This is a genomic window from Nonomuraea sp. SYSU D8015, from assembly GCF_008065375.1.
Classification (GTDB): Bacteria; Actinomycetota; Actinomycetes; order Streptosporangiales; family Streptosporangiaceae; genus Nonomuraea.
The window spans coordinates 96,443-111,565 of sequence record NZ_VJYI01000015.1; the positions used below are offsets into that span (position 1 = coordinate 96,443).

15 protein-coding genes are annotated in these 15,123 nt (G+C 66.8%); 8 read left to right on the forward strand and 7 right to left on the reverse strand.

The genetic code is table 11. The features are described 5' to 3' along the window. Positions 1–98: 98 nt before the first annotated feature. Together ID574_RS42495 and ID574_RS42500 are read right to left on the reverse strand one after the other, a co-directional pair. Positions 99–743 (reverse strand): response regulator, encoded by a 645-nt coding sequence (locus ID574_RS42495; RefSeq protein ID WP_223167650.1) that lies wholly within the window; start codon positions 741–743, stop codon positions 99–101. Further along, a complete protein-coding gene (locus ID574_RS42500) occupies positions 740–1,633 on the reverse strand; it encodes a sensor histidine kinase (protein WP_188194709.1) in 894 nt (297 codons plus the stop codon). The genes ID574_RS42495 and ID574_RS42500 overlap by 4 nt, the downstream gene beginning before the upstream one ends. A gap of 369 nt (positions 1,634–2,002) precedes the next feature. Here ID574_RS42500 and ID574_RS42505 point away from each other — a divergent pair, with 369 nt between their 5' ends. Then, complete coding sequence (locus ID574_RS42505; protein ID WP_223167651.1) at positions 2,003–3,514, forward strand: serine hydrolase domain-containing protein; 1,512 nt, start codon at positions 2,003–2,005, stop codon at positions 3,512–3,514. A gap of 709 nt (positions 3,515–4,223) precedes the next feature. Here ID574_RS42505 and ID574_RS42510 read toward each other — a convergent pair. Continuing rightward, positions 4,224–5,039, reverse strand: coding sequence for a VOC family protein (locus ID574_RS42510; protein WP_188194710.1), 816 nt, complete (start codon positions 5,037–5,039; stop codon positions 4,224–4,226). A 157-nt stretch (positions 5,040–5,196) separates the two neighbouring features. Here ID574_RS42510 and ID574_RS42515 point away from each other — a divergent pair, with 157 nt between their 5' ends. Continuing rightward, on the forward strand, positions 5,197–5,733 hold the full coding sequence (locus tag ID574_RS42515; RefSeq protein ID WP_188194711.1) for a TetR/AcrR family transcriptional regulator: 537 nt from the start codon (positions 5,197–5,199) through the stop codon (positions 5,731–5,733). Continuing rightward, complete coding sequence (locus tag ID574_RS42520) at positions 5,730–7,262, forward strand: MFS transporter (RefSeq protein WP_188194712.1); 1,533 nt, start codon at positions 5,730–5,732, stop codon at positions 7,260–7,262. Before ID574_RS42515 ends, ID574_RS42520 begins: the two co-directional genes overlap by 4 nt. A 341-nt stretch (positions 7,263–7,603) precedes the next feature. Here the strand turns inward: ID574_RS42520 and ID574_RS42525 are convergent, their stop codons facing one another. Then, positions 7,604–8,071 (reverse strand): Lrp/AsnC family transcriptional regulator, encoded by a 468-nt coding sequence (locus tag ID574_RS42525; RefSeq protein WP_188194713.1) that lies wholly within the window; start codon positions 8,069–8,071, stop codon positions 7,604–7,606. A 69-nt stretch (positions 8,072–8,140) separates the two neighbouring features. Here ID574_RS42525 and ID574_RS42530 point away from each other — a divergent pair, with 69 nt between their 5' ends. The 5 genes from ID574_RS42530 to ID574_RS42550 all read left to right on the forward strand — a co-directional run bounded on the left by ID574_RS42530 (position 8,141) and on the right by ID574_RS42550 (position 11,780). After that, positions 8,141–8,614 carry an isochorismatase gene (locus ID574_RS42530; RefSeq protein WP_188194714.1) on the forward strand — a complete coding sequence of 158 codons (474 nt, stop codon included), beginning with the start codon at positions 8,141–8,143 and terminating at the stop codon, positions 8,612–8,614. After that, the gene (locus ID574_RS42535; protein ID WP_188194715.1) at positions 8,607–8,978 is read left to right on the forward strand and encodes a nuclear transport factor 2 family protein; all 372 of its coding nucleotides are present in this window, start codon (positions 8,607–8,609) and stop codon (positions 8,976–8,978) included. Before ID574_RS42530 ends, ID574_RS42535 begins: the two co-directional genes overlap by 8 nt. A 379-nt stretch (positions 8,979–9,357) precedes the next feature. After that, positions 9,358–10,233 carry a dihydropteroate synthase gene (folP, locus tag ID574_RS42540; RefSeq protein WP_188194716.1) on the forward strand — a complete coding sequence of 292 codons (876 nt, stop codon included), beginning with the start codon at positions 9,358–9,360 and terminating at the stop codon, positions 10,231–10,233. 343 nt (positions 10,234–10,576) lie between these two features. Then, positions 10,577–11,371, forward strand: coding sequence for a response regulator (locus ID574_RS42545; RefSeq protein ID WP_188194717.1), 795 nt, complete (start codon positions 10,577–10,579; stop codon positions 11,369–11,371). Then, the gene (locus ID574_RS42550; RefSeq protein WP_188194718.1) at positions 11,361–11,780 is read left to right on the forward strand and encodes a hypothetical protein; all 420 of its coding nucleotides are present in this window, start codon (positions 11,361–11,363) and stop codon (positions 11,778–11,780) included. Before ID574_RS42545 ends, ID574_RS42550 begins: the two co-directional genes overlap by 11 nt. Positions 11,781–13,118: 1,338 nt before the next feature. Here ID574_RS42550 and ID574_RS42555 read toward each other — a convergent pair. The 3 genes from ID574_RS42555 to ID574_RS42565 form a co-directional block, all read right to left on the reverse strand. Next, positions 13,119–13,361, reverse strand: coding sequence for a VOC family protein (locus ID574_RS42555; protein ID WP_188194719.1), 243 nt, complete (start codon positions 13,359–13,361; stop codon positions 13,119–13,121). A 178-nt stretch (positions 13,362–13,539) separates the two neighbouring features. Continuing rightward, positions 13,540–13,755 carry a hypothetical protein gene (locus ID574_RS42560; RefSeq protein ID WP_188194720.1) on the reverse strand — a complete coding sequence of 72 codons (216 nt, stop codon included), beginning with the start codon at positions 13,753–13,755 and terminating at the stop codon, positions 13,540–13,542. A gap of 120 nt (positions 13,756–13,875) precedes the next feature. Continuing rightward, a complete protein-coding gene (locus ID574_RS42565) occupies positions 13,876–15,117 on the reverse strand; it encodes an alpha/beta fold hydrolase (protein WP_188194721.1) in 1,242 nt (413 codons plus the stop codon). Positions 15,118–15,123: the final 6 nt, after the last annotated feature.

The window sequence follows — 15,123 nt, forward strand, 5'->3', positions numbered from 1 at the left end:
GGGGACCATCGACTAGTGCGCAGGGAGAGCTGAATGAGCTCGTCGCCCGCGACGAGCACGGCCAACGCGACCCGCGGGCGTCCACCGCTCAGGCGGTGTTAGCGACCCAGGCCGTTGTCCCTGGCCCACAGAGCGATGCCCACGCGGTTCCGCACAGCGAGTTTGCGCTGGATGCTGGCGACGTGCGTCTTCGCGGTCCCCGGTGAGATGAACAGTTCCCTGCCGATCTCCGCGTTCGTCAGGCCGCGGGCGACCAGCCCGGCGACTTCGATCTCCCGCTCGGTCAGCGGCTCCGCGGGTGGACTCGTGGCGGCGCCCGACGGCACCAGGTGACGTAGGAGGCGCACCGTGATCGACGGGCTGATGAGCGCCTCGCCGTTCACCGCTGCGCGCACCGCCTCGGCGAACAGCGCGGGGCCCGATCGCTTCAGCAGGAAACCGCAGGCTCCGCGACGGAGCGCGAGATGAACGTACTCGTCGAGGTCGAAAGTGGTGAAGACCACCACGCGCAGCGGTTCGGGCACATCAGGTCCGGCGAGCAGACCGGTGACCTCGAGACCGTCCATGACCGGCATTCTGATGTCGACGAGCACGACGTCGGGGCGCAACCGCCTGCTGAGCACAACCGCCGCACGGCCGTCCGCGGCCTCACCGACCACCTTGATGTCTTGGTGTGCCTCCAGCATGACGCGCAGGTTGCGGCGGGCCGACTCCTGGTCGTCGGCCACCAGGACGCGGATCACGGCATCGGTACGGCATGCCGTACCGGAATCGTGGCCCTGACCTGCCAGCCGCGCGGCTGGCGCGGTCCGGCGTGGAAGGAACCACCGATCGCCTCGACGCGTTCCGCGAGGCCGATGAGCCCCAGCCCGGTGCCCTGCCGGTTGCGTGCCGGGCGCACGCCCTCATCGGTGACCACGACCTCGACGGCGGCGCCCGGCGCCTGCCGTATCTCTATCTCGACGCGGCACTTTCCTGCGTGCTTCCGCGCGTTGGTCAGCGACTCGAGCACCACGCGGTAGGCCACCGCGCCGACCCCGTCAGGGACGGTCAGATCCGATGCCATGCGCAAGGAGACCTGTTCGTATCTGGCAACCAGCTCTGGCAGGTCGCCGATGCCGCGAACGGGAGCCCTGGCGACCGGATCGTCGTGCAGCATGCGCACCGTGTGGTCCATTGAGGTCAGAGCGGACAGTCCTGCCTGCTCGATGCGGCCGAGTGCGGTCATCGCCTTGTCGGGGACGAGCTGGGCCGCCTGGGCCTCGAGAAGGATGTCGCTCAGGTCATGCCCGATGAGATCGTGCAGCTCGCGGGCCAGTTCAAGGCGCTGGGCGCGACGTGCGTCCGCCACCGCGCGCTCCCGGCGCTTGTCCAGCGTCCTCAGGTATAGTCCTGCGGCCGTGGCCCCCGCCGTGGCCAGCGTCCACAGCAGGGACAGCACCGCCATTTCGAGCGGCTCGGCGGGCGGCTGCGATCCGACGGTGACGCGTAGCGGCAGCACCGCCAGGGCGACGCCGCACATGACACCCGCGGCTGTCCCGCTCGTGCCGCGCCCTCGGCGCATCACCAGGGCGTGCATGGTCAGCAGCGCAACCGTTTCCAGGAGCATGCAGATCGCGGCGAGGTCGTACATCGGCGGCGCTGGTGTCACAGTGAGCGCGGCACCTGACAGCGCGGAGATCAGTGCCACCGCCGCGACAGACCAGGCCAGGCGATCTCCCGGCCTCAAGATCGCGGTCGCGAGGACCGCAGCGACCGCGACGCCCGCGGGTATGGCGATCAGGGCTCCTACTTGGGGCGCGGCAACGCTCGCCAAGATCAACGGCCCGACGGTCGCCGGGCCCAGCCAGATGTGCCGTGCCATGAGTTTCACCATATCCGCGGTGGTACGGCGATGCGGCCTCAGCGATATCTACCGATCGGCAGATGCGTGTGAGGCCGAGAAGGCAGGAAGCTCAGGGACCTGAACATCGGGGAGGGAACTGTGACATCCGTACGTCACTTGGCCATTGGTGCGATAGCTGTTCTGACCACGGTGACCGGGTGCGCCGCGTACGTGCAGGCGCAGCCCGAGGAGAAGACGTTCGCCTTCGCGGGCAGGACGTTGGACGTCGTCGCCAACGGCGTACCGACCGACCTTGTGGCGGCCGATCGCGAGGACGTCAAGGTCGTGCGCTGGTTCGACGTGAAGAGCGGGGCGAAGAAGACCAGCTGGGTGCTCAAGGGGAACACGCTGACCTTGAAGGCCGAGTGCCTCGGGTTCGCCAACTGTGACGCCCGGTTCCGCGTGGAGGTGCCTCGTACGGTCAGGGTCCTGCGCGACGGTCGTCCCACCAAGCTCAGAGGCGTCGCGGCGGCTGAGACCACGCCCGCGTCGGCCTCGGCTCTGGCCGGGCCCAGCCCAATCTTCCACGCCCAGCTTCAGGGTGGGGCGGACCCTATCCGTGACCGTCTGCAGAGCGGGGCTGATGCGGTCCGCGACGTCGGCGTCAGCGGCGTGCTGGTCGACGCCCGGTCGGGGGAGAAGCGGACGCTCGTGCGCAGCGGTGTTGGCGACATCGCCACCCGGGCACCGGTTCCGACCGACGGCTATTTCCGCATCGGCAGCACCACCAAGACGTTCGTCGCCACCGTGGCCATGCAGCTGGTCGGCGAGGGCAAACTCCGTTTGACGGACACAGTCGACCGATGGCTGCCGCGTCTAGTGTCGGGCCCGTATAACGACGGGCGCAAAATCACCATCCGGAGCCTGTTGCAACATACGAGCGGATTGCCCGACTTCTGGCCGGACCTCCCCATCGACAAGGTCAAGGATGAGAGGGGGTACAGACGCGAGCGCTTTCGCTCTTACCGGCCAGAGCACCTGGTCAAGCTGGCGGTGAAACGCAAGCCCGATGCACGGCAAGGAACGTGGCGCTACTCCGCCACCAACTACGTGCTCATGGGGCTGATCATCCAGAAGGTGACGGGCCATCCGTGGGAGCAGGAGGTGCAGGAGCGAATCCTCGAGCCGCTCGGGCTGCGTCGTACCCTTCTCACGGGAACCTCGCCGCATGTGCCGCAACCGCGCGCCACCTTCTACGAGCGCTTCAGTCCGGGCGGCAGGCTCGCTGACGTGTCGGTGGTCGTCGACGGGCAGGCCGATGGCAGCATGATCTCCACCACCGGCGATCTCCTCGTCTTCATGAGGGCGCTGATGAGCGGGCGCCTCCTGCGCCCGGCGCAGCTGGCCGAGATGCGGAGGACCGTGTCCGCCGAGCCGTGGCGGGCCGTCTACATGGAGGCGGGCTACGGCCTCGGCATCGCGCGGCGCCGCCTCCCATGCGGTGGGTGGGCGTGGTTCCACGGTGGTGACACTTGGGGGAACTCCAGCACGAACGCCGTGTCTCCGGACGGGCGACGTGCCGTTTCGATCTCAATGTTCACCGAGAACTATGGCGATGAGGATCGAGCGTTCCGGCAGGCACAGGTGGCGGCCAGACTCGCCGACGACGCGATGTGTGAGCAGCGTTGAAACGCCGCGATCCCGGCCCTCCAGTAGCTCCGTAGGGGTGACACCGCGCCTGATGCGGCCCGATCCCCGCCGAAACGGCCACGCGATCGGTGACCCTGCAGGTGGATTTCGAACATTTGCCGCCCTTTCTCCGGCAGAGGCCTTGCCGGCTGTGGTGCCCGAGCCGGCCGACAGCAGATGCGGCCGGATGCGCTCCACCAGATGTTCAGGGGAAACGCGGCCGGAGTAGCCGTGCCTGCGGCAGAACGTCTCCGTGCGCGCCGGGCCTGCCAGCCGGGCCTGAGCGGGGGTCGGGTCACTCCGCAGGGCCGGCTTCCTCGGAACCGCATCTCGGCGCTCGAAGCGCACCTCCCGCTGACCGATGCGAAGCCCGCCGCCGTCCCTGGCCGACAGGTCTGCGTCTGGACCTCGAAGGTACTCGTCTGCACAGGTCGTGCCCGGGACGGTGCGAGTGGACCAGCGGGACGTTCCCGCCAACACCAAGCTCAACAGATGAGGTCTGCACGGTGGGGAGCGGGAACGCCCCGTGGATGGCGTCTTCGAAGCCGGCCAGGCCATCGGGGCAGGCGATGAGAGCTTTGCGGAGCCGTCTATCTACTGGCCACGCGGTGGAACGGGGCTGCGGACCGCGTGCCACAACGCCACCACGAACGTCGCTTCTTGAGTGGCCGGCAAGACCAGGTTGAGGGGTGGAACGTATCGAGGCAGGCTACGTGCGCGGCTTGCGCCGCTCCAGCCACTCAGGGTTCACGGCGATCCGGTCAGGCGAGATGCCATAGTGATCGGCCACCTCGCGCAACTGCTCGGTGCCGCAGCCGAGGATGAAGGTGTGACCGTCGGGGTCACGGACCACGAAGTCGCGCATGCCATAGGCGCGGGTGGCGACGGGGCTCACGATGTCGGCGCCTGCCTGCTGGTATTCAGCGCACAGCGCATCGGGGTCCTCGACGTAGACATATGTTTCCTGGGGTGGTGGCGCCCCTGCTCCTGACCATGGCACGAGCATCAGGGTCTCGATGTCACCACTGCTGAGGGCGACAACCTGGCCATCGGCGGTGCGCCAGTCGAGCCGGAGGCCGAGCGCCTCCTGGTAGTACGTGATCGACCGTTCTGCGTCCGTCACCGGAATGTGTGGCATCAGGTGCAGCCAGCTCGATATGCAGGTTTCGGTGCTCATGTCGTTCTCCTCGGTCATGGCGTCTACGGCTTCCAGCAAGCGGCGGACCTCGTCCAGCCGGGCCTCGAGGCGAGCTCGGTGGCCCCGGAAGATGCGCACGCGCTCGGGCTCGCCCGCGCCGGACACAATGCGGCGGATCTCCGCGATGGGCATGTCCATCGACCGGAGCAGGGCGATCACCCGCGCGGCTCCGGTCTGGCCACGGCTGTAGTAGCGGTAGCCGGACTCGGCGGAGCGCCCGGCCGCCTCCAGGAGCCGGAGCCGGTCGTACCGCCTGAGCTGCGGGATGCTGAGGCCCACCAGTTCGGCGAACTCCCCGATCTGGAGCCGATCCTGTGCGTCGTCCACAGCGCTGATTCTTCAACCCTGACGCGAGTGAGGGTCAAGGCCGGCACTCCGCGCCGCCGATCTGGCAAGCGCGAATCGCCGTCGCCACACCAGCAGTCTGGAGCAAAAATGTTCCTCATAGGATATATCTGTTCCAATCGGTGCTAATCTGTTCGCTATGGACCGAGATCTGCTCTTGCGGAATGCCGCCGCCGTGCTGGCAAATGACCTGAGCGTGTCCCTGAGCGACCTGGCCGCACGTATCGGGGTGGGCAGAACGACGCTGCACCGCTCCTTCCCGACACGCGAAGTCCTGCTGCATGAGGTGGCACGGTTCGCGGTCGCGGAGGTCTCGAGGATCTACGACAGGATCGGCCTCGACGAAGATCCCATCGAGGACGTGCTCAAGAAGATGGGCGACCACGTGCTGGATCTGGCCGTCGCCTACGCCCTGCTGTGGGCGGAGCCGCCGATCACCGAGCTCACCGACCTTCGCGCCGAGGCCGAGGCACAAGACGAGCGCTTCCTCCGCTTCGCCGCCCGCGGGCAATCCCAAGGGCAGTTCCGCTCCGACGTTCCCGACGGCTGGATCGGCTACTCGCTCGGCGCGCAGGCGCTCGCGCTCTTCTACGCCGTGCGCTCCGGCTTCGTCGGCGAACGCATGGTCCAACGACTGTTCGTCACCACCGCGCTGGACGGATTGGCCGCTCGATGACTTCGACGGACATCCGCGACGACCACGCGAACACCGCTACCCACAACCGGTGGTGGGTGCTCGCCGTCATGTCCGCCGCCGTGCTCATCATCGTGATCGACATGACGGTGCTGCACATCGCCTCCCCCGTGATCGCCGGAGATCTGCGGCCGTCACCGGTGTCGCTGTTGTGGATCATCGACATCTATCCCCTGGTCGTCGCGCCCCTACTGGTCGCGGCCAGCACGTTAGGCGACAGGTTCGGACGCAAGAAGATGCTCATCGCCGGGCTGGTGGTGTTCACGCTGGCTTCGGCCGTCGCCGCCTACGCCTGGTCACCGGGCGCGCTCATCGGCGCCCGCGCCGCCCAGGGCCTCGGCGGCGCGCTGGTCATGCCCAACGCGATGGCCATCATCCGCGCGGTCTTCCCCGATCGCCGCGAGCGGGCGCAGGCCATCGGCATCTGGTCGGCGTTGCTGGCCGGCGGCGCGGCCGCCGGCCCGCTGCTGGGCGGCTTCCTCGTCGAGCATTTCTGGTGGGGTGCGGTCTTCCTGATCAACGTACCCTTGCTGGCCGTCGTGTTCCCGCTCGCGATCCACGGCCTGCCAGAAAGCCGCCACAGCACACCACCGCCGTGGGACACCCTCAGCGTGCTGCTCGTGGTCGGCGGCGTGCTCGCCCTCGCCTACGGCATCAAGGAAGGCGCCCGCCACGGCTTCCTCATGGTCTGGCCGCTCGTGTCGCTGGCCGGCGCCGCGGCGCTGCTGATTCTGTTCGTCCGGCGGCAGCTCCGCAAGGACCAGCCCCTCCTCAACGTACGGCTGTTCACCCGCCCGGTCTTCGCCGTCTCCGTCGCCGGGGTGCTCCTGGTCGTCTTCGCGCTGGTGGGACTCGAACTCTACTTCGCCCAATACCTGCAACTCGTGCTCGGCCTCGGTCCCTCGGAGGCGAGCTTCCGGCTGGTCCCACTCCTGGCCGCCACCTTCGTCGGCTCCCTCGTCGCGGCACCCGTGCTCCATCGCCTCGGCACTCGGATGACCTTGACGGCCGGGTTCGGGTTGTCGGCCGCAGCGCTCCTGCCGTTGCTCGCGCTGGAGAAGAGCCCGAACTTCATGCTCCTCTCGGTCCCGTTCATCGTGCTCGGGCTGGCTCTTGAAGCCGCTCTCGTCGCGGCCAACGACGCGCTGCTCAGTTCGGTCTCCGTGGACGACGCGGGCCAGGCGGGCTCCATCGAATCGACCGCCTACGAACTAGGTGGCGGCATCGGGGTGGCGGTCCTCGGTGCAGTGGGGGCAGCGATCTACACCAGCGTCATAGGCCCGGAAGCCGGCCTCGCTGGGGCCGATCACGCCGCGGTGCGCACGTCGATGGCGGAGGCGGTGGCGGTCGCCGAGCGGCTACCCGGGACTGCCCGTCAGGTGGTCCTGGATGTCGCCCGGGACGCCTGGCTCTCGAGCTTCCGCGTGGTCGTGGTGTTGGCTGCCGTGCTCATCGCGGTGGGCGCGCTCGCGTCGCTCATCGTGGTGCCTCGCCTCCAGGACGCGAAATGAGGCCGGGCGCAGGCTACGGCAGGCCTACAAGCAGATCGAGGAAGCCGATTCGCCCCTACCCGAGGCGTTCCCGACTGCCGCACCAGAGAGGGGACACGGCCACCTTGTCGCAGTCGCCTCCGGCTGTGTCCCCAATCCCAGCACGCTGTCGCCGAGTCTCGCCCGCGAAGAAGGGATCAGGCGCAAAGAGCTGTGAGTGGCGAGGAGTCCCCGGGCGGCTTGGCGTCAAGCATTTGCCGAGCAGGAGGATCTGGGAAACGCGCGATCGCCCTCAAGGCGCTTGCTCACGATGCCCTGCCCGGCTCCTTACCACGACCAGGGGCGGGTCCCGTTCAGCGGGGCTACCCGGCCTCTATGGTGATGGGCCGTTCGAAGACGGTGCGCAGGACGACCGTGGAGTTGGTGTGCGAGATCGCCGGGATCGCGCGGACACGGTCGAGCGCGTCGGCCAGCTCAACGGTGGTGCCCACCCTGACCTTGATCAGGTAGCAGTCCTCACCTGCCACCTCGTGCACCTCCAGTACGCACGGCTCCCGTTCCAGGGCCGCGTTGACCTCCGCCTTGACCCCGGGCTCGGAGCCGAAGCGCAGGGCGACGAACGCGGCCGTGCCCGCGCCGACCTGCGCCGGTTCGACGATCACGCGGTAGCCGGCGACCACTCCATCCCGGGAGAGCTTGTCCAACCGGTCCCGTACAGAGGGCTCGGACAGCCCCACGAGCGCGGCGAGCGCGCGGACCGTCTTGCGTCCGTCGCGGGAGAGCTCCGCCAGGAGGACGCGATTGATGGCGTCCAAGGAGTGCGCAGACATGAAATCCTCCGCTAGTCTCTAAATGTAAGGAATATGTCTCACAATACCTTATTAAATAAGGAGACGTGCATGCATCCGCCGTCGCTCGATCTTCCGTACCAGCCGCGCAGCGTGCGTTTCCTACGCCGGGCAGAGCTGGATGACTGGGTGGTCAAGCTGTACACGATCGCGCCGCACGGGCGGCCTGCCCGCGCGGAAGTCGTCGACGCCGCATTGCGCGCCGCCCGGGGTGTGCTCCCCGCGCCTGCCGTCGCACCGGACCGGTACGGTGTCGGGTTCGTCATCGCCCATGATGCGCCCCCACTCTGCTATGCGCTGGCCTGCTGGTGGGCCGAGAAGAACGAGGTCCACCAGCGGATCCTGTCCGCGCCGGTCGACCGGCCGGAGCACCTCGCGCCGCACCCGGGCGAAGCGGTCGGGTGCGTGTGGGAACTGAGTGTCACCGACTTCGAGCGGCGCGCCTGGATCACGCACGTCCTCGCCAACCCGGCCGGCCCGGACCTGGAGACTTACCTCGTACGGGAGTACAACGACGATGTCTGAGACGAGCCCGCGTGAATGCCTCGAACGTTTCGCCGACGCCTGGGCCAGGCGTGACGTCGGCGGACTGCTGGAATCGATGACCGTGGACGCGGTCTATGCCTCGTCCGTCGGCCCCGAGCCGGGCCGTACCTACCGCGGCCATGCCGAGTTGGCCGACGGCTTCCGCGCCATGTTCGAGCACGATGCCGGTGCGGTCATCGAGCTCGGCGAGCCGCTCATGAACGGCGAATGGGCTGTGTGCACCTGGACGTACCACCTCGTCGCCGATGACGGCTCGCCGTACTGCGAGTATGGCATCGACCTGTGGCGCTTCCGCGACGGGAAGATCTGCCTCAAGGATGCCTACAGGAAGACCCGCGTCTGACCTCCGCGCGGAGCCGGATCCTGCGGAACAGGACGCCCGATCGGCTGCTGTGACCTGAAGTGACTTTCTTGCAGACGTGATGGCGGTGCCGACGGACCACCAGGTCCGGGCCCTGGCGCGTTGTGAGCGCGGCTTCCACCGCAGGACCGTCGCCTGGCCGCGCTCGACCAGGTCCGTCAGGAACAGCGCCAAGCGTGGCCGCAGGCCGGTGACGACGGGGAGAGCCGTGCTGCTGAGACTGGGTGTCTTGCGCTCGATCTCCCTTCTGGCCGCAAGCCGGCAACAAGCAGTAACGAAGGTAATCCCAATAGGTCTGCGTGTCCGTTGGCTTTTTCGTGGCATTGCGGCGGATCGTACACTTCCGAAAGAGCGGAAATTAATGCAAGCGTACTACCCCGAACTCGTAGCGCCGGTACGATGGATTGGGAGGCGAGAGTTCGACTTCGCGCGACACATAGTCGTGATGGGAATTGTGAACCGTACCCCAAACAGCGGGCTGGACCCGAATAGATCGATGGAAGTCGGCGAGGCGGTCGCCAGGGCGGAGCAAGCGCTACGCGAGGGGGCGGAATGGATAGACGTCGGAGGGCGAGCGTTTCGCAGCGATCAACCGCCCTTGTCTGCGGCTGAAGAGATAGACCGCGTGGTCCCGGTGATCCGAGGTATTCGGGAGCTGGGTGACGTCGTGATCAGCGTGGACACGCACCTACCGGAAGTGGCGGAAGCAAGCCATAAGGCAGGGGCGGATCTGATCAACGACACACACGGACTTCGATCGCCAGGCATGGCGGAGCTGATCGCCGAAACGGGGATGAGCGTCGTGATCACGCATAGCCTAGGAGGGCCAGGAGAAAAGGTAGAGAGGCCGGCCTATGGGGACGTTGTCTCAGAGGTGGCGGCCTTCCTGCGGCAGCGCGCGGACTACGCGGTTGGGTCGGGAATTGACCCGGAGAAAATCATCATAGACCCCGGACATGACCTGAACAAGAACACCCAACACTCCAACGCGCTGACTCGCAGGCTCAGAGAGATCACGGCTATCGGCTATCCGACGCTGGTGGCGTGCAGTAACAAGCATTTCATCAGAGAAAGCCTCGGGGCTCAGCGAGGTGCGGATGAATTGCGAATAGGAACAATCGCAGCAAACACGATGTGTGTATATCAAGGAGCGCGGATCGTGCGCGTGCATGATGTCGCAGGGAATGTCGCGGCAATGAGCACGGCGGAGCGCGTCCTTGGATTGACGGAAAGATAATACGGCGAGAGTCGGCGGCCGAGCGTGCTCGTTCGGGCGCTGCACCCTAATGCGTAGCACCCGAAGGTTGCACGGCTGTCTGCCGATCAAGTCCGGCGTCGTCAAGGGACACGAAATCAACTGAGCTATGCGGTGAAAGCGAGAAGAGGAGAACTGATGATCCGTGGGGCGTGGTGCCATCGGCCGAAGCATGATTCAGCCAACCCAATGCGGTTGCAGCCGGCGGGTTCCGGATTCATCGTGTCCTTGAACGCCTGCGACGAGGTGCGGATCGCATGCTGTCCACACGGTCTCCCTCGACCCCCCATGGCCTGGCCGTGATGGCTGGGCCGGGTGGAAACCCATGATCAGGCTGGCGGTGGTTGACGGTCAACTGGCCATACGTCAGGCGCTCCGCTTCTACCTCAATTCCGAGCCTGACATCGAGCTCGTCGCCGAGGGGGCCGATGGACGGGAGGCTGAGGACGTCGCCAGGAGGATCCAGCCGGATGTGATGCTCATCGACATCCGCATGCCGGGCACCGACGGACTCACCGCCATCCGTCGCATCTGTGCCATGAGCCTTCAGCGACGTCCGGCTGTGATCGCATTGACCACGTTCGACCTGGACGAATATCTGTTTGGTGCGCTACGGGCCGGGGCAGTGGGATTCCTGCTCAAGGACGGTTCGCCGGAGATATACGTACAGGCGATCCGGCTGGCACATCAGGGGTACGGGTTGATCGACCCGCAGGTGACTCCCCGGCTCATCCAGCAGTTCGCCCTCGCGTCAGACCTGCCGCCCCCGCTGACGCCGGCCACGGTCGACGGCGTGGAGAATCTCACCCTCCGCGAGCTCGACATCGTCCGCCATGTCGCGCGCGGCTTGTCCAATCGCGGTATCGCACGCCGGCTCGAAATCGGAGAAGGGACTGTGAAGACCCATATGAACCGCATCCTGGCCAAGTTGGATCTGCAGTCGCGCGCCCAGGTGGTCATTTACGCCTACGAGCACGGAATCGTCACCCCGAATGGGCGTCGGGATCGTCACGGAGTCGAGCCCCAGTCAAACCCGACCGACCCCAAGGAGGAAGATCCGTATGGCAGAAGAGAAGAGACCCGAGGATGGCAAGTCGGAGATCGGCGCCATGATCGGTGAGCTTCTGTCCTTCTGGGCATTCGGCCCGGACGCTTACGCGTCCGAGCACAACCTCCGCTACAGTCCGGCGAAGCTCGTCGTCTGGACGCTCGTGGCAATCGCCGTGTCGACCATCGTCTCCGCGGCCAGGCTCTCGCTTGTCGGTGAGCCTAGGGCGGGATGGGCCATCGCGTTGTTCCCCTTGCTGGTGCCGCTGACCGGCGCCGTGGCGCACAAGCCGCCCAACTACGTCCCGGCCCTGGTGTGGGGCCTGAAAGCCGGAATGGTCACCGCGCTACTGATCGGCATAGACATGGGGACCACGCTCAGCTCGTTCTGGGCCGGGTTCGCGGGATTGTGCTCCGGGTTCCTGGTGTGCTCGGTGGTGTTCGCCGCGATCACTTGGCCGCGTCCGGAGCCTCCCGGGTAGCCGTCAGCCCGGGAACCCTTCACCGTCAGGAAGGGATACAGGTCTCTCTCAAGAATGAGCTCCCCGTGACGATGGATCCTGGCGACGCACCAATCAGATGCACCAGCAGCTCACGATCCGGTGCGAACGTAGTAGGCGACAGCAGCGTCGAGCTCCGACACGCTGCGGCACACCTGGCTCTACTCCCAGCCGCCACCGCCTTGCCAGAACGCACCCTCGAACACGGAGAAACTGTGGATGCCACCCCAATCGCACGAGTGAACACCGGAACTCTGCCGATGCCCCGCGTCCGGCGATCAGGCTGGAAAGCTTATGAAACACGCCCCCAGTGGTAGCCACCGAGGCCGCGTTCACTGGCGAGAGGATGGACTACCTGCGGGGGCCGCTCCGCCCTGATCGAGGTGACTCCGTACGCGGTGCGGGCGCTCGCGGTCAACACGGTGGACGTCTCGGGGATCACTCGCTTTCCGGTCTGCCGACACTGCGCCAGACTCCGCTGGTCCGGAACCAATCCGCGCGGGTAGAGGCGGGCCACTTGGCCGAAGGCGGCTTTGCGTTCCCAGCGATCACCGGTGTGCTGTGACAGAACTCCATCTGGGTGCACCTTTACGATGCTGTAGCCGGCCATGTCCAGGTCGTGACGCCGGTCGGGCGAATGGGGTGGCTCGCTCGGAGAACTCGAGGACGAAGGCTCCATGCACGCTCTCCGTCGCGTACGTCTCGAGTAAGGTCGCTGAGGTAGCCGGCCTGTACCTGCTCGTTCCTGGTAGGGGCACCCTTGATCGTGGAAGGTGTGGCGCGCCAATCGACGCTCTCCCAACTACCGGCCACGTACCTCAGCTGCCCCTGCACGTGCTCTCGCACCACTGCGAGCGCCTCACCGAGGAACCGGTTTCAGGTTCCTGTTGTACTGCTGGATCAGCAGAGGCCAGGTCAGAGTCAGCATCAGCGTGCGCCGCCCAAAGGTACGGCGGGCACGATCCCCAGCATGAAGATGCTGAGCTCGCAGCCGACGGCGATGGCGCCGCCAGACCTGCAGGCCTAGCCGAGCCGCGTGGTGCGCCGCCCCCGGTGAGCCGGTCGACCTGTCATAGTTGATGCCTTTGATCGTCAGGCCCCGGCTTTGCGGGGCGGCGGACAATGCCGGAGGGTGAGGGGCCGGCGTGACGGCTCGCCCGCGTATGAGCCGGAGGCAAGAAGGCAGTCAGGCCCAACTCGGGCAGGTCGGACGCGGCCGGGTGGCGGTGCCGCCCCAGTCGATGAGGAGCGGCACCGGCCGCACCGCCGCTGGATTGTCGTGCCGGGTGAGCCGCCATTCCAGCAGCGTCCCCGAGGGGGTCAGGCGGTCAGCCGCGGCGCCTTGAGGCCCTCCAGTCCCAATGCCCGCGGTCGGACGCCCGCTGCGGGGTCGGGACCGACGATCTCCAAGGAGAACGTCGACCCGAACCGCACGAGGTGGTTGGCCGTACCGCCCGGATGGCTGCCGCCCGGCACCGGCTTCACCCCGGTGCGCTCGGCGAACTGGGCGACCCCCGCGGCGAGGTTGGGGACCGCGTACACGAGGTGGTCTAGGGCCGTCATAAGGTCAGCTCCGCGAGCAAGCCGGGCTCTCTCCCGGCCAGGTGGTCGATGACAGGGGGATACGGCGGGTCAACCTCGCGCACTGGAGGACGAGGTCGGTGACTCGTTCGAGGGTCTGATCGGCCCGTAGGCTCCCTATAGTGACGTGGGCGCTGCAGGAACTCCTGCAGCGCCCACGTCACTTAATGCTGTCCAATCTCGGATACACGACGTCCTGGACCGTCAACGTCGAGGGCCCAGGGTGCGAGGCGTCCTGGGCCGTCAACGGTCCAGGACCGGGATGGTTGATATCCGCCGCCAGAGCAGGCGTGGCCATGGTGGCGCCGGTCAAGGCCACCGAACCGACGGCCAAGGCCATGACCAGAGCCCGGCGCAGCGGAGTGTGCTTGCTCATTTCTTCTCCTTCATCGAAGGTACTTACTTCCATGATCTGCAGGTTCTCCTCAACCCGCCTCCTCCAGCAGCACGAGCCCGGCTCTGCCTTTGGGCATACATACCGCCAGGGTTGCGTGAATCAGAGGTCGCCCCTCAATCTGGGCAACAAGTGCTCGGCGGCGAGACGTACGTCAAAGATTCGCCTCAACAGCCGGTGTGGGCCACGCCGAGGCAAGTCGTCACTGAGAGATCCGGCAAGGGCAGGCAGCCGCCGGTGATGTCCCCTGAGTACGGCATCCGCAGCGTGCAAGAAAGCCAGCGGATGGCTGTCCAGTATGCTGTGCCCGATACCGGTCAACGGCACGAGCACCCCATCCGGCAGCGATTCCACGATGAGCTCAGCTATGGGGCGCGGCGTACGGAGGTCCCATTCACCGGAGATGACGACGGTCGGCCAGTTGAAACCCGGTAACGCACTCTGCAGGTCGTATGGTTCTCCCTCGAACGGAGGGAACCGCTCGGCCAGCTCGGCGAAGGGCAGATTTGGATCGAACGCCCGACCGTCAGGGGCCGGGCAGAGGCCGAGTTCCCTGAAGGCGATGGCCCCGACGAGGTCGAACTCCATGGCATAGCGCTTGAACCGCTCGGCCTTCCACACACCCAACCTTGCCAGCCAACGCCATGTCCGCCTCCCGCGCCCGGAGCAGAGCAGATCCAGCAGTCGCCCCAACGGCTGGATCCCGCCGAACGCGTAGGCCACCTGTACGACGGTGACGATCTCTTCGAGCTCGACCACCCCTTCGGCGACAAGGCGGCGAAGCTTGCGGGCGATATCGGCGGTGTGCGGCTCCTCGCCTTCCCAGAACAGCCGCCGCAGGTACTCTCCCACGGTGTCGGGATCATGTGCGGACAGGACGGGCGAGTCGAGGACCATCGCGGCTATGCGCTCAGGGTGCCGGACGGCCAAGCCCTGGGCGAGATAGGCGCCGTACGACGATCCGCACACCACCGCCTGCCCCACGCCGCAATCGTCAAGTACGGCCGCGAGGTCCTCGACCACCTGGTCGATGGTGAGTGCGTCCAATGGGAGGTCGATCCCGTCATCGTCCTGCCGGGACAGGCCCACCCCGCGGTGCTCGACCATGAGCACGTCCAACCCGAGGGCGGTCGCGTCGGCGCGCAGCGATCTGTACGGCACCACCGAGGCCGGCCCAGGGCCGCCAGGGATCACGAGCACCGGCCGGTCCGTACGGGGACCCGTACGCACATAGTGCAGGTCGAACTCCCGGTGCACAGCCGGCGCCACCGGCCTGCGTACCGAGTGCACCTCCGGCCATGCGGCGAGCTTCGCACCCAGCCCAGCCGAGTACTCAGTGTTCACGCCGAA